Genomic DNA, 14,026 nt, shown 5'->3' with positions numbered 1-14,026 from the left:
CGATCTCCCGCACCGAACGACCCGGTCAAAACGAAGTTCGCTATGCGCTCATAGCCGGCGACTATCAGCGAGCCGGCGCCGTCACGGCCGTTCGAGACGCGCACGGGCAGCCGGTCCCCCGCCTCAGCTCGACCGCCGGCGCGGGCCGAGGACGTCCGCGCCCGCGTAGCGGGCCTGGGCGCCGAGTCCCTCCTCGATGCGGACGAGCTGGTTGTACTTGGCGGTGCGGTCGGAGCGGGAGAGCGAGCCGGTCTTGATCTGACCGCAACCGGTGGCGACGGCGAGGTCGGCGATGGTGGTGTCCTCGGTCTCGCCGGAGCGGTGGGACATGACGACGGTGTAGCCGGCGCGATGGGCGGTGGCGACCGTGGCCAGGGTCTCGGTGAGGGTGCCGATCTGGTTGACCTTGACCAGGATCGAGTTGGCGATGCCGTCACGGATCCCGGCGCGCAGCAGGCTCTCGTTGGTGCAGAACACGTCGTCGCCGGTGAGCTGGCAGCGGTCGCCCAGCTGGGCGGTCAGGGCACGCCAGCCGTCGTGGTCGTCCTCGGCCATCGGGTCCTCGATGGAGGCGACGGGGTAGCGGTCGACGAGCGAGGCGAGGTGGTCGGCGTGTTCGGCGGGGGTGCGCCGGACGCCCTCGCCCGCGTAGTCGTAGACGCCGTCGTGGAAGAACTCCGAGGCGGCCGGGTCCATGACGACCGTGATGTCGGTGCCGGGCTTGTAGCCGGTCTTCTCGATGGCGCCCACGACGAAGTCCAGGGCCTCCTCGGCGGTGCGCAGGTCGGGGGCGAACCCGCCCTCGTCGCCGACGTTCACGCTGTGGCCCGCGGCGACCAGGTCGGCGCGCAGGGTGTGGAAGACCTCGGAGCCCATGCGCACGGCTTCGGCGAAGGTGGCCGCGCCGATGGGGGCGATCATGAACTCCTGGAAGTCGAGCGGGTTGTCCGCGTGGGCGCCGCCGTTGACGATGTTCATCATCGGCAACGGCAGCAGGCGGGCGTCGACTCCGCCGACGTAGCGGTACAGCGGCAGGCGGTGGGCGGCAGCGGCGGCCTTGGCGGTGGCCAGGGAGACGCCGAGCAGGGCGTTGGCGCCCAGCCGCGACTTGTCGCTCGTACCGTCCAGTTCGATCATCGCCATGTCGACCCGCGCCTGGTCCTCCGCGTCGAGCCCGACAACGGCGTCGGCGATGCTCTCGTTGACGGCGTCGACGGCGCGCCGTACTCCCTTGCCGTGGAACCGGGCCGGGTCGCCGTCGCGCAGTTCCACGGCCTCCCGGGCCCCGGTGGAGGCGCCCGAGGGCACGGCGGCGCGGCCGAGCGAGCCGTCCCCCAGTTCGACGTCGACCTCGACGGTGGGGTTGCCCCGGCTGTCGATGATCTCCCGTGCGACGACTCGTCTGATGGCGGTCACGGTGTGTCTCCTCACGCTGGGCCCGCGTGGCGGGTGTCAGTAAGTTTCGTTCTGAAACAAAGTGAGTTCCGGAAGGGAACTTACTATGGGCCGATGAGGATGCACAACGCTGACGAGAGCTGTGGCACCGCCCAGGCCGCGAAGGTGCTGGGAGACTGGTGGAACGTGCTGGTGTTGCGGGAGATCGCCCGCGGGCGCGTGCGCTTCGACGCACTCGCCTCCGAGATAGGGCTGTCCCGCAAGGTCCTGACCGAGCGTCTCGGCCGCCTCGTCACCCAGGGCGTCCTGCACCGGAGCCTCTACCAGCGGCGCCCCGTGCGCTACGAGTACCTCCTGACGGAGGCCGGAGCCGCGCTGCTGCCCCTGCTGGTCGCGATGCAGGAATGGGGCGACCGGTGGATGCTGGGCGACGGGAGCGTCACCGCGACCGCCTCCGCGGACGGCGCCGAGCACACCCGGGTGCACGCTCTGACCGGCACGCGGTTGCCGGACGGCCTCGACCTGCCCGGCGCCGGCGGCGAGGAACTGCCCCTCGTCTCGCCGGACGCCGCGGCGACCGTGGTCTTCGCCTATCCGGGCACGGGGGTCGCGTGGGAGGAGCAGATCCCCGGGGCCGACGGATGCACCCAGGAGAACCGCCTCTTCAGGGACGCCTGGCCCGACTTCCGCAGGGCAGGGGTGGACGTGCGGGGGCTGAGCACGCAACTGGTGGACGAGCAGGCGGACTTCGCCCGCGCCGAGGCGATCCCGTTCCCGCTCCTCTCCGACGCGTCCCACCGCCTCGCGGCGGCTCTGCGGCTGCCGACGTTCCGGGGCGCCGGGCGCCTGCGGCACAAGCGCGTGATCGTGGTCGTCGATGCCGGACGGACGGTGCGGCACGTGCTGTTCCCGGTGGTCGACATTCCCCGTGCCGTCACCGAGAGCCTGCACCTGGCCGCACGGTGCGCCCGCACCGCTTGAGTTCCCGCCTCCGGGAGGACCTCACGGGAGCCACCGCATTCGGGCGCCCACGGCCGCGGCCGTCATCGGATGCCGCCGACTTGCCCGCAGGGGCACCCTGTCGGACCCTGATGAGGATTCCGGGGGGAATGCCATGGAAAGCGGGGCATACGTCATGCAGATGCAAGCGGCCGTCATGCACGGATATCAGCAGCCCCTTCGGATCGAAGAGGTTCCCGTACCCGAGATCGGCGCATCCGAGATTCTGGTGAAGGTCGCCGCCGCCGGCATGTGCCGGAGTGATTACCAGCTCGTGGACGGCTATTTCAAGGAAGCCTTCCCCCTGGACTTCCCCTATATCCCCGGGCATGAGATCGCAGGGTATGTCCAGGAGTTGGGCAGCGGCGTTCCGGCGACGGTCGGATATGCGGAGGGCGACCTGGTCGTCATCAACCCGAGCTGGGGTGACGGTACGTGCCGGCAGTGCCATGAGGGGAACGAGCAGCTGTGCAGCGGTAACGGCAGGTGGGTGGGTTTCGGGCCCCCCGGGGGTTTCGCCGAATACATCGCCGTGGAAGCCCGCCATGCGATCCGGGTTTCGGCGGCCGGCGCGGAATCGCCCGAAATTCTCGCGCCGATGACGGACGCCGGCCTCACCCCCTACCGCGGGCTCCGGAAACTGAGGGATGCCGGCAAACTCGGGGCCGACAGGACCGTCGGAGTCACCGGTATCGGCGGCCTGGGCAGCTATGCCGTCCAATACGCCGGCCTGCTCGGAGGCGGGGCCACCGTGGTGGCCCTCGACCGCACCGACAGCAAACTGGATCTCGCGGTGGAGAACGGCGCGGACCACGGAATCAACACGCGGGACAAGTCGGCCGAGGCCGTGCAGGACGAGCTGGAGTCGCTCACCGGCCGGCGGACGATCGACGCGATCCTGGACTGCACCGGCGCCGAGGCGGCGATCTCCATGGACTTCGACGTGCTGGGCCCCGAGGGCGCGCTGGTATCCGTGGGGCTCATGAGCGAGAGCGTCGAGCACCGGCTGTTCCCGCTCGTCGGGACGGAGCTGTCGTACCTCGGTTCGTTCTGGGGCAACCACAACGACCTCGTCGAGGTGCTGGCCCTCGCCGACGCCGGGCTCATCAAGCACAACGTCACCAAGGTGGGGCTGCAGGACGTGAACGAGAACCTTGAGGCGCTGGGCCACGGCGACGTGATCGGACGCCAGGTCATCGTCTTCGAATGACCTGGCGGTTGACGGCGGCTGAGGGATGCGGTGCCCTGGCACGCGCTCCCGGGTCGCCCTGGCGGCTGGCTCCGAGGACCGGAGCAGGCTCGCGCCGGACGCGGCCCGGGGGCCCCGGCCTCAGGAGGTGCCGGAGACGGCGCCGGAGTCCGTCCGCTCCGGACGGTGATCGCCCCTCGCCCCGTCGATGAGTTCGCGGACGATGTCCATGTGCCCGGCGTGCCGCGCGGTCTCCTCGATCATGTGGACGAGCACCCACCGCAGGGAGACCCGCGCGCCGTGCCAGGCCGTGCCGGTCGCGTCCAGGTCGAGTTCCCCGATGACCCCGTCGGCCGCCGCGCGGGCCCGTGCGTAGAAGGCGAGGACGTCGGCCGTGGTCTCACCGGGAGCCACGCGCAGGTCGGCGTTCTCGTCGTCGGGGTCGAACGGAAGGGGCTCCACCTGCCTGCCGAACGTCTCGCAGAACCATCCGTACTCGACGGCCGCAAGGTGTTTGACCAGGCCCAGCAGGTGGGTTCCCGACGGCGTCATCGGCCGCCGCACCTGCTCGTCGTCAAGCCCCTCGACCTTCCAGAGCACCGCTGCGCGGTGCCGCTGGAGGCTGGCATGGAGGATCTCCTTCTCGGCACCGGTGCCCGGCACGTGTGGTGACATGTCCAGGACGTTAACAGCCGCCACGAGCCGTCCGCTCCGCCTTGCGCCCGGGTGACGGCGCCGTCGCCGCCGTCATGGATCGCCATGTGCTGGGCACTGGGCAAGGACACAGGTCAGACGGATCCCGGCGACGCGTTGGATCCCCGGCGAGGAGGAGGCTGGACACCATGCCCATGGCAGTGCGGATGGACCGCTACGGCGGCCGTGAGGTGCTGTACACAGCGGACGTCGACCGACCCGTTCCCGGGCCCGACGAGGTCCTGGTCCAGGTCAGGGCGGCAGGCACCAACCCGGCCGAGACGAAGATACGCGAGGGGGCCATGAGCGGCATGTGGCCGGCCGACTTCCCGCAGGGACAGGGCAGCGACCTGGCCGGCACCGTGGTCGAGCTCGGCCCGGACGTCGACTCGCTCTCCGAGGGCGACGAGGTCCTCGGATACGTCGACAACCGCTCCGGCCAGGCCGAGTTCGCCGCCGTGCCCACCGCCCACCTCACCCCCCGGCCCCAAGGGATGCCGTGGGAGGTGGCGGGGTCCCTGAAGGTCGCGGGGACGACCGCCTGGGCCGGCCTGGACGCTCTGGGCATCAGGCCGGGCGACACGCTGGTGATCGCCGGCGCCACCGGCGGGGTGGGTTCCTTCGCGGTGCAACTGGCCAAGCGCGCCGGGGCCACCGTCATCGGGATCGCCGGCGAGGAGCACCAGGGCTGGCTGGTGGAGCACGGGGCCATCCCGATCGCCTACGGCCCCGGCGTGGCGGACCGCATCCACGATGCGGCGCCGGGCGGCGTGGACGCGTTCCTCGACGCCTTCGGCGCGGACTACGTCCAGCTCGCGGTGGAGCTCGGGGTGCGGCCCGAGCGCGTGGCGACCATCGTCGACCGCGCCGGCGCGGACAGGTACGGTGCGCGGTTCGCGACCGGCGGGATGGTCCCGATGCCGGAGACCCTGCGGGACCTCGCCGATCTGGTCGTCACCGGGGAGGTGGAGGCGCCCGTGGCGGGCACCTACCCGCTGGACCAGGTCGCCGACGCCTACCGGCAACTGGAGCAGGGGCACCCGCAGGGCAAGATCGTTCTGGTTCCCTGAGGCGGCGCCCGGGCGGCCCATGAGGAACCGGGCGGCACTGGGTCCGGGAACCGGGCGGCACCCGGCCCAGGAACCGCGCGGCACCCGGCCCAGCTCCTCCAGAGCCGGGCGGCACGCGGTCGCCGCCCGTGGCACAGGGCAGGATCGTCACCGCGGCCGGGGTGTCCTCGGGCATCGACATGGCCCTCACCCCCGCCGAACTGATCGCCGGGCGCACCGTCGCCGAAGGGCTGCAACTGCTCATCGAGTACGACCCGAGCCGCCCCTCGACCCGGGCTCCTACGCCAAGGCCTCCCCCGAGGCCGGGGCCTACCTGGCCTCCCGCTCAGACCCCTGGCCGCCGGGCACCGCGAGGCTGCCCAGGATGTCCAGCAGCTCGGCGCTGCGGCTGCCCGGCGCCGCGTGGAAGACGACCAGGACGAGTCCCTCCGTGCCCGTGATGGCGAGCTTGTCGGACTGCAGGTCGATGTCACCGACCTGGGGGTGGGACAGGTGGCTGACCCGGGACTTGTGGAGGCGTACGTCGTGCCGGCCCCACAGGTACCTGAAGCGCTCGCTGTGCAGGGACAGCTCGTCGACCAGCTCGACCAGCCCGGGATCGTCGACCTCGGGGCCCGCACCCGCCCGCAGGCCCGCCACGCCTTCCGCGGTCGTCTCCTCCCAGTCGCGCCGCAGCCGGCGCTCGGCGGGATCGAGGAGGACGGCCCGCAGGAGGTTCACACCGAGGGAGTAGTTCGGCGACAGGGCGCTCGCGAGGGAGTTGACCGCGAGCACGTCGGTGAGACGGTTCTGGACGTAGGCCGGGTTGTGCGTCCAGCCCTGGATGAGCTGGAGGATGCTGGGCGGCACCTCCTCGCGCGGCGGGGCGTGCCGGGCGCCTCCTCCACTCCTGGCCCCACGGGGCCGGGAGGCGGGGCGGGTGCCGGCGAGGCCGATGAGGTGGCCGGTCGCGTCGGCGTCCAGGCGCAGCACCCTGGCGACGGCCTGGAGCACCTGCACCGAGGGGTTGCGGTCGCGGCCCTGCTCCAGGCGGAGGTAGTAGTCGGCGCTGATCCCGGCCAGCGCCGCGACCTCTTCCCGCCGCAGCCCCGGCACCCGCCGCGGTCCGCCCCCGCCGATCCCCACGTCCTCGGGACGGACCAGGTCGCGCCGGGCGCGGAGGAACTCCCCGAGCGCGTTCGTGCTCTCCATGCCTCCACGCTAGTCCCGCCCCGCCGGGGGTGGGCGGGGACGCCCCTGCGGGGCCAGGGGCGCTGGCAGGCCACCGTGCCATGGCGGAGAGTGGGAGCCGGAGCGGTGTGCCGGTAACGGGCGGCGTGCAGCCGGTCATCCGGAACACGGTCATCCGGAGCACGGTCGCCTGGAACGCACGGCCCGCACCGCACGAGCGCTCCGCGACGCACGAGAGAAGGGCACGGCATGCTTCCCTCCGTTCCCGGCGGCACCCTGACGCCGGCCCCCGGCCTCACCCTCAGCCGCATGGGCTACGGCGCGATGCGGCTCACGAGCTCGCGGGCCTCCGGTCCGCCGAAGGACCGCACCGAGGCGCTGGCCGTGCTGCGGGAGGCCGTCGACCTGGGCGTCACCCACATCGACACCGCGGACTTCTACGGCCCCGTCACCGTCAACGAGCTCATCAGGGAGGCCCTCGCCCCGTATCCGGAGGGCCTGTGCATCGCGACCAAGGTGGGAGTGCGGCAGGACACGGACGGGGGCTGGCATTCGGCTCTGGAGCCCGACGACCTGAAGGCCCAGGTCCGCGAGAACCTCCGGCACCTCGGCCTGGACGCCCTCGACCTGTGCTACCTGCGCACCGGCTCGTTCGAGACGATCGGTGAGGGGCGGATCGCCGAGCAGTTCGGCGCGCTCGCCGAGCTCCGGAGGGAAGGCCTCGTCCGCCACCTCGGGCTGAGCGGCGTGTCCCCGGCGCAGCTCAGCGAGGCGCAGTCCATCGCACCGGTCGTCGCCGTGCAGAACCTGTACAACCTCGGCAACCGGCAGGACGACCCGCTCGTCGACCGGTGCGCGGCGGAGAACATCGCCTACGCGGCCTACTTCCCGCTCGGCGGCCTGACCCCCGCCCAGTCCGAGATCCTGCTCGACGTCTCCGCCGACCTGGGCGTCACGCCGCAGCAGACCGCCCTGGCGTGGCTGCTGCGGCGGTCGCCCACGACGGTCCTGATCCCGGGCACCTCCTCGGTGGCCCATCTGCGCCTGAACATCGCCGCGGCGGATGTCCGCCTGCCCGCGGACGTGGTCGCGGAGCTCGACGCCGTCGGCACGTGACACCGCGTCAGGCACCGCCGCCCGGCGGTCGGGGTGTCAGCCCGTCGTACGGCCGGCTCCGCCCTCGACCGCGGCGGAGGCCGCCGTCTTGGGCATAATGGCGGTGGCGCCTGTGGGCAATGGGGCCTTGCGCACGGACCCGGCACACCACACACGGTGCGGGGCCCGGACGGCACACCCTGCCACCGAGGACTTGAGACACACATGGCATTGCAGATCAGCGCCACCAACCCCGAGCATCCGACCCTGCTTCTCGACCTCCCCTGGCACCTCCCCCTCGAACAGTGGCCGGAGAAGCACCTGGTGCCACTGCCCCGCGGCCTGTCCCGCCACGTGGTGCGCTACGCGCGCGCCGGGAGCGAGGTGGTCGCCGTGAAGGAGCTCGCCGAGCGGCCCGCGCTGCGGGAGTACGAGATGCTGCGCGCCCTCGACCGGCTGGCGATCCCCGCGGTGGACCCGCTGGCCGTGGTCACCGGCCGCACGGACGCCGAAGGGCAGCCCCTGGAACCGGTGCTGATCACCCGTCACCTGCGGGGCTCGCAGCCCTACCGCTCCATGTTCGAGACCACCCTGCGGCCCAGCACGGTGCACCGGCTGATGGACGCCCTCGCGGTCCTGCTGGTGCGGCTGCACCTGGCCGGCTTCGCCTGGGGCGACTGCTCGCTGTCGAACACCCTCTTCCGGCGGGACGCGGGCGCCTACGCCGCCTACCTCGTGGACGCCGAGACCGGTGACGCACACCCGAGCCTGAGCGACGGGCAGCGCGAGTACGACATCGAGCTGGCGCAGCTGAACATCAGCGGCGAGATGTTCGACCTGGAGGCGTCGGGCGCGCTCCACCCGTCCCTCGACCCGATCACCTTCGGCGCCGAGATCGGCCGGCGCTACGGCGAGCTGTGGAACGAGCTGACCCGGGCGTCGGTGTATCCCAAGGGCAAGCGGCACTACATCGAGCGCCGCATCCGCCGCCTGAACGACCTCGGCTTCGACGTCGCCGAGATGCAGATCGGGCAGGCCTCGAACGGCGAGACGGTCACGTTCGTGCCCAAGGTCGTCGACGCCGGCCACCACCAGCGCCAGCTGCTGCGGCTGACCGGCCTGGACACCGAGGAGAACCAGGCACGCCGGCTGCTGGGCGACCTGGAGAGCTGGATCGCCACGCAGAAGGACTACGCGCCCGACGGTCTCGGGGCACGGCCCGAGGTGCTGGCCCACCGCTGGGTCCGCGAGGTCTTCCGGCCCACCGTCCGCACCGTCCCGGAGCACATCCGCGGCACCCTCGACCCGGCCGAGCTGTACCACGAGCTGCTCGAACACCGCTGGTACCTGTCCCAGCGCGCCCAGCACGACGTGGGCCTGGACGCCGCGGCGGCGGACTACGTGCGCGCCGCCGAGGCCGAGCAGGCCGCTCCGCCCGAGCCGGAGGCGAGCGCGCCGGCCGGTTCCTGAGCCCGCGGTGCCCGGCCGGCCGACGGCCTGGGATGCGATCTGCGCCGGCCGGGAGTGCCATGGTCGTGAGGACCGCGCCGGGATACGGCTTCCCGCGGCGCTCCCCCCGGCACCGATGAGTTCCGGGCGGAGCCGGAGTCACCCCTCAGGCCGAACCACCGCAGACCGAGAGCCGCGAGGAGAGCGACATGCCGACGATCACCCCCAACCTCTGGTTCGACACTCAGGGCGAGGAGGCAGCCCGGTTCTACGTGTCGATCTTCCCCAACTCCAGGATCACCAACGTCACCCACTACGGCGAGGCGGGCCCGCGCGAGGCGGGCTCGGTGCTGACGGTCGACTTCGAACTCGACGGCCAGCCGTACACCGCGATCAACGGCGGACCCGAGTTCACCTTCGACGAGGCGATCTCGCTGCTGATCAACTGCGCGGACCAGGAGGAGGTGGACTACTACTGGTCACGGCTGCTGGCGGACGGTGGCCAGGAGAGCCAGTGCGGCTGGCTCAAGGACAGGTTCGGCATGTCCTGGCAGGTCGTGCCCGCCGAGCTGGGGGAACTGATCAGCGACCCCGACGGGGGCCGTGCCCAGCGGGCCATGAAGGCCATGCTCGGCATGGTGAAGATCGACGTGGCGGCGCTGCGCGCGGCGGCCGACGGCGGGTGACGCCGCAGGCGGTCCGGATGCGGCCCCGTCCGTCCCCGCCGGGCGGGACCGCGACCCCCGTTCGGCCGGTCCCGCGGTGGGTAGCCGTGCCGGGACCGCGAGGAGAGGGTGCCAATGGCGGATCTGCTGGAGAAGAGCCCGGACGGGCCGCGACGGCTGCGGGAGCTGCTGTCGGGGGACGCACCGGTGGTCGCGCCGGGAGCGTACGACGCGATGAGCGCGCTGCTGATCGAGCAGGCGGGCTTCCCGGCGGTGTACATGACAGGGTTCGGGACGGCGGCGTCGCTGCTCGGGCGGCCGGACGTCGGGCTGCTCACGATGACCGAGATGACGGGTGCCGCGCGGCGGATCGTGTCCGCGGTGGGCCTGCCCGTGATCGCCGACGCCGACGACGGCTACGGCAACCCCGTCAACGTCGTGCGGACGGTGCGCGAGTACGAGGCCGCCGGCGTGGCCGCGATCCATCTGGAGGACCAGGTCGCGCCCAAGCGCTGCGGGCACCTGGACGGCAAGGAGGTCATCCCCGCCGAGGCCATGGTGGGCAAGATCGAGGCGGCGGTGGCGGCACGCCGGAACCCGGACTTCACGATCATCGCGCGGACCGACGCGGGCGCCGTCGAGGGCTTCGACGCGGCCGTGCGGCGGGCCCGCAGGTACCGCGAGGCGGGGGCGGACATGCTGTTCGTCGAGGCGCTGCGCACCGAGGCCGAGATCGGGGCCGCGGCGCGGGCCTTCCCCGACGTGCCGCTGCTGTTCAACTGGGCGGAGGGCGGCAGGACCCCGCCGATCGGCCTGGACCGGCTCGCCGAGCTGGGCTACCGGCTCGTCATCCTCCCCCTCACCACCCTGCTGGCGGCGGCCCAGGCGGTCACGGACGTGCTGGCGGGCGTGCGGCAGGTCGGTACCCCCGAGGAGGCGGTGAAGCACCTGCCGGGCCTCCGGGACGTCGTCGGAACCCTCGGCCTGCCGGACGTGCTGGCCCTGGGCGAGAGGTTCGACCACGGCTGAGTCCCACCCGCAAGCAGAGCGCGGCATCCCCCGCCGAGCGGCGCCGGGACCGCGGAGCGTGGAGCACGCCGCTGCGGGGCGTAGACCGCGCCACCGGGGAACCCGGGGTGCGGGATGCGGCCCCGGCCGGGCGTGCCGAGACTGGAAGCGGCGCGGCCGGCCACGGCCGCGGTCCCGCGACATCCGCCAGTGACGCAGGGAGCGACCCCATGCGATTCCAGGACCGCCGCCAGGCCGGCAGAGACCTCGCCGCCTGGTTCCTCGAATGGCCGGAGACCGAGCGCCTCACCGACGTCGTGGTGCTCGCGCTGCCGCGCGGCGGTGTGCCGGTCGCGGCGGAAGTGGCGCGGGCCCTGCATGTGCCGCTGGATGTCGAGATGGCCCAGAAGATCGGCATGCCGGGCCGCCCCAAGCTGGGTGTCGGCGCCGTGGTGCACGACGAGCCGCCGTCCTTCGACCACGAGATGCTGAACTACCTCGGCATCACGGAGGACGAGCTCCTGCCCGTCATCGACGACGAGCGCAGGGACATGCACCGCCGCGAGCGCCGCTACCGGATGGGGCGGCCTGCCCTGCACGTGCGGCACCGTACGGTCATCCTCGTCGACGACGGGCTCGCCACCGGGGCCACGGCTCGCGCGGCGCTGCGCCATCTGCGCACCCGGAACCCGAGGCGGCTGATCCTCGCGGCACCGGTCGGCAGCCCGGACGCCGTGGTGGACATGCGGGACTACGCGGACAACGTGATCTGCCTGCACATGCCCGAGCACTTCCGGGCGGTGGGCCAGTGGTACGCGAACTTCGACAAGGTCTCCGACGACGAGGTCGTGGACACCCTGCGGTCGTTCTACGCCGCAGCCTGACCGCGCACTGGACTCCGCACAGCCTGACCGGGCACCGCACTCGTGGCGTCGTTGCGCTCGTGACGAGGCACCTGCTGCCGGCCAGCGCGGAGAGGCTCGACGCCGGCGCGGAGATCGTGGTCGTACGCCGCGACAGCCTCGGCATCCGCCCCGGCACCCGGGCACGCCGTGGCGCGCCCCCGGGCTGTCCGGCGGCGCGCCACGGCGTGCTCCGAAAAGGGCGTACCTGGGCCGGTGGCGGAGGTCGCGCCCCGCGGGATCCTCCCCGCCCCTCACGGGGAGCGGGTCACTGCTGCTCGGCCTGGAACATCCAGTAGTGCTTCTCGAGCTCGCTGGTCAGCTGGATGAGGATGTCCTGCGTCACCAGGTCGCTCTTGTCCGTCAGGTCGATGCGCTCCCGCATGTTCCTGATCGTGGTGCCCAGCGCCTCGACCAGCACGGCGACGGCGTCGGCGTCCTTGACCCAGCCGTCCCCGATGCCGCTGAGCGCCGAGGTCTCGGCGACGGTGCTCGCCCTGCCGTCGGGCGAGACCCCGATCGCGGCGGCGCGCTCGGCCACGGTGTCGGCGTAGGTGCGGGCGGTCGAGACGACCTCGTCCAGCTGAAGGTGGATCGAGCGGAACCGCGGGCCCACGATGTTCCAATGTGCCTGCTTGGCGATCAGCGAGATGTCCAGGAGCTCCACCAGGGATCCCTGGAGCGCTTCTCCGGTGGCCTTTCGGTCCTCGTCGTGCAGCGGGCTCTGCATGGCGGCCATGCTCGTGCCTTCCTTCCTCGTGATCGAAATGCCTGTGATGGCGTTCCGGGACGCGGGTGCCCCGAAGCGGGCTGAGCATGCCCCGGGGCGTGCGCGCACGGCGCGGCCCCGGGGGCATGCGAGCCCACGTCACCGGTGGCCGGAGCCTCCGCTGCCGAAGGAGCCGCTCGCACCCGGGTGCCAGCGCCTGCGTCGCTGGTTTCTGCTGGTGGTGGAGCCGTGGCCGCGCAGGTCGTGCGGGAGCAGCCGGTCCTCACGACGTGACAGCTCGTACGGCTCCCGGCGCTCCTGCTGCTCGCGCACCGGACCGCCCTCCGGGAGGCGTGGCTGGTCCTCCTCCGACGGAGGCGGCGGCTCGTTGCGGCGGATCTTGATCCCGAGCGACACCGCCCAGATCAGGCCCCCCACCACGGGCAGCCCGACAATCAGGATGAGACCGGCGGCGAGGCCGCCGGAGAGCGCCAGGTTCTCCATGCTCAGTGCCATCATTGGACCGCGAGTACCCGGAAACCCGGTGTCTACCATCCTTCACCTGAGCGGTGCGTGCGTTCGCCGAACGCGATCCACCACTCACCGTCCGGAGCGGCCCGCGGTCACAGAGCAGTGGCTCCGGCGCCGCCCCAGAATGGTGGTAGGGACCCCAGAATGGACCGACGCCCCCACACGACCGGCCCCGACCGCGCCACCCGGCGCGCCGCCGCGCGCGTTCCGGAACGTCGCCGCCGTGTCCTGACGTACGAGCGGAACCAGCCTGCGATGGACAAGCACACGACAGAGCCGTCCGCACGCCCGACGACGTCGGACGAGGTGTTCGGCGCGCCCAGCTGGGTCAGCCTGATGGCCCGGGACCTCAACGCCTCGCAGGACTTCTACGGCGCGGTCATGGGGTGGGAGTTCCGGCCCGGGCAGCTGGGCGAGGACTTCCTGCTGGCGCTCGACCGCGGCTCCCCCGTCGCTGGCCTGGGCGCGCTGGCCACCGCGCTCCAGGTGTCGGTGACATGGATCCCGTACTTCGCCGTCACCGACCTCGACCAGACCGCGGCACGCGTGCGGGAGCGCAGCGGGACGATGGCGGTGGGGCCGCTCTCGTTCGTGCTGGGCCGCGGCGCGCTGGCCGCGGACCGCGACGGCGCCGCCTTCGGCCTCTGGGAGGGGCAGCTCCTTCCGGAGTGGGTGGAGTGGCGCGACCACGCCCCCGCCTGGGCGGGGCTGCACACCCGGGACGCGTTCGAGGCGGCGATCTTCTACGGGGAGGTCCTGGAGTGGGGGACGGAGCGCCCCGGCGCCTGCGAGGTCGAGTACGTCGACGGGGAGGTCGTGCTGCGCAGCGACGGGCACGTGGTCGCCCGGCTCTCCTCGGGCGCCCTGGAGAACGCGCCCGACCCGCTGGTGCGGCCCCACTGGGTGGTGCACTTCCGGGTGCCGGACGTGGCGCGCTGCATCGCCGCGTGCCACGCCCACGGCGGCTCGGTGACCGAGGAGCGGACGACGCCGCTCGGCCCCGAAGCCACCCTCCGGGACCCGGACGGCGGGATCTTCACCGTCAACGAGGTCATCCCGCCCGCGGGCCCGAGCTGACGGACGGCCGGTTCCTCGCCGGCACCGGCTCCGGGGCCCTGCCCGCCCGGACTGCACGGGCCCGGTCCTGGGTA

The 14,026-nt window shown here is 72.6% G+C and carries 14 protein-coding genes; 9 read left to right on the top strand and 5 right to left on the bottom strand.

The features are described 5' to 3' along the window. Positions 1-123: 123 nt before the first annotated feature. The gene (gene eno, locus Sm713_RS39335) at positions 124-1,416 is read right to left on the bottom strand and encodes a phosphopyruvate hydratase (protein ID WP_212914702.1); all 1,293 of its coding nucleotides are present in this window, start codon (positions 1,414-1,416) and stop codon (positions 124-126) included. 93 nt (positions 1,417-1,509) lie between these two features. On the opposite strand from eno, the gene Sm713_RS39330 reads away from it, so the two are divergent. Together Sm713_RS39330 and Sm713_RS39325 are read left to right on the top strand one after the other, a co-directional pair. Next, entirely contained in the window at positions 1,510-2,376 is an 867-nt protein-coding gene (locus tag Sm713_RS39330; RefSeq protein ID WP_212914701.1) for a winged helix-turn-helix transcriptional regulator, read from the top strand. 154 nt (positions 2,377-2,530) lie between these two features. Further along, entirely contained in the window at positions 2,531-3,604 is a 1,074-nt protein-coding gene (locus Sm713_RS39325; RefSeq protein WP_249416966.1) for an NAD(P)-dependent alcohol dehydrogenase, read from the top strand. A 120-nt stretch (positions 3,605-3,724) separates the two neighbouring features. Here Sm713_RS39325 and Sm713_RS39320 read toward each other — a convergent pair whose 3' ends face one another. Further along, the gene (locus tag Sm713_RS39320; RefSeq protein WP_212914700.1) at positions 3,725-4,258 is read right to left on the bottom strand and encodes a DinB family protein; all 534 of its coding nucleotides are present in this window, start codon (positions 4,256-4,258) and stop codon (positions 3,725-3,727) included. 167 nt (positions 4,259-4,425) lie between these two features. On the opposite strand from Sm713_RS39320, the gene Sm713_RS39315 reads away from it, so the two are divergent. Next, complete coding sequence (locus Sm713_RS39315; protein WP_212914699.1) at positions 4,426-5,346, top strand: NADP-dependent oxidoreductase; 921 nt, start codon at positions 4,426-4,428, stop codon at positions 5,344-5,346. Between the two features lie 309 nt (positions 5,347-5,655). Here Sm713_RS39315 and Sm713_RS39310 read toward each other — a convergent pair whose 3' ends face one another. Next, positions 5,656-6,537, bottom strand: coding sequence for a helix-turn-helix domain-containing protein (locus tag Sm713_RS39310; RefSeq protein ID WP_212914698.1), 882 nt, complete (start codon positions 6,535-6,537; stop codon positions 5,656-5,658). Between the two features lie 228 nt (positions 6,538-6,765). On the opposite strand from Sm713_RS39310, the gene Sm713_RS39305 reads away from it, so the two are divergent. From Sm713_RS39305 to Sm713_RS39285, 5 genes are all read left to right on the top strand, one after another. Continuing rightward, positions 6,766-7,632: an oxidoreductase gene (locus Sm713_RS39305; protein ID WP_212914697.1), complete on the top strand. Its 867-nt coding sequence runs from the start codon at positions 6,766-6,768 to the stop codon at positions 7,630-7,632. 204 nt (positions 7,633-7,836) lie between these two features. Beyond that, positions 7,837-9,081, top strand: coding sequence for a DUF4032 domain-containing protein (locus Sm713_RS39300; protein WP_212914696.1), 1,245 nt, complete (start codon positions 7,837-7,839; stop codon positions 9,079-9,081). A gap of 188 nt (positions 9,082-9,269) precedes the next feature. After that, positions 9,270-9,746: a VOC family protein gene (locus Sm713_RS39295; RefSeq protein ID WP_212914695.1), complete on the top strand. Its 477-nt coding sequence runs from the start codon at positions 9,270-9,272 to the stop codon at positions 9,744-9,746. Between the two features lie 114 nt (positions 9,747-9,860). Further along, the gene (locus Sm713_RS39290; protein WP_212914694.1) at positions 9,861-10,754 is read left to right on the top strand and encodes an oxaloacetate decarboxylase; all 894 of its coding nucleotides are present in this window, start codon (positions 9,861-9,863) and stop codon (positions 10,752-10,754) included. Between the two features lie 209 nt (positions 10,755-10,963). Then, positions 10,964-11,617 carry a phosphoribosyltransferase gene (locus tag Sm713_RS39285; RefSeq protein WP_212914693.1) on the top strand — a complete coding sequence of 218 codons (654 nt, stop codon included), beginning with the start codon at positions 10,964-10,966 and terminating at the stop codon, positions 11,615-11,617. Positions 11,618-11,903: 286 nt separating this feature from the next. Here Sm713_RS39285 and Sm713_RS39280 read toward each other — a convergent pair whose 3' ends face one another. Together Sm713_RS39280 and Sm713_RS39275 are read right to left on the bottom strand one after the other, a co-directional pair. Next, complete coding sequence (locus tag Sm713_RS39280; RefSeq protein WP_212915141.1) at positions 11,904-12,365, bottom strand: Dps family protein; 462 nt, start codon at positions 12,363-12,365, stop codon at positions 11,904-11,906. Between the two features lie 138 nt (positions 12,366-12,503). Further along, positions 12,504-12,863, bottom strand: a complete 360-nt coding sequence (locus Sm713_RS39275; RefSeq protein WP_308293216.1) for a DUF6479 family protein — start codon at positions 12,861-12,863, stop codon at positions 12,504-12,506. Between the two features lie 267 nt (positions 12,864-13,130). On the opposite strand from Sm713_RS39275, the gene Sm713_RS39270 reads away from it, so the two are divergent. Beyond that, entirely contained in the window at positions 13,131-13,952 is an 822-nt protein-coding gene (locus Sm713_RS39270; RefSeq protein WP_212915139.1) for a VOC family protein, read from the top strand. Positions 13,953-14,026 lie beyond the last annotated feature (74 nt).

Source organism: Streptomyces sp. TS71-3 (assembly GCF_018327685.1).
Lineage (GTDB): Bacteria > Actinomycetota > Actinomycetes > Streptomycetales > Streptomycetaceae > Streptomyces.
The sequence above is the reverse complement of the archived record's forward strand: the minus strand, read 5'-3'. Positions and strand labels throughout refer to the sequence as shown.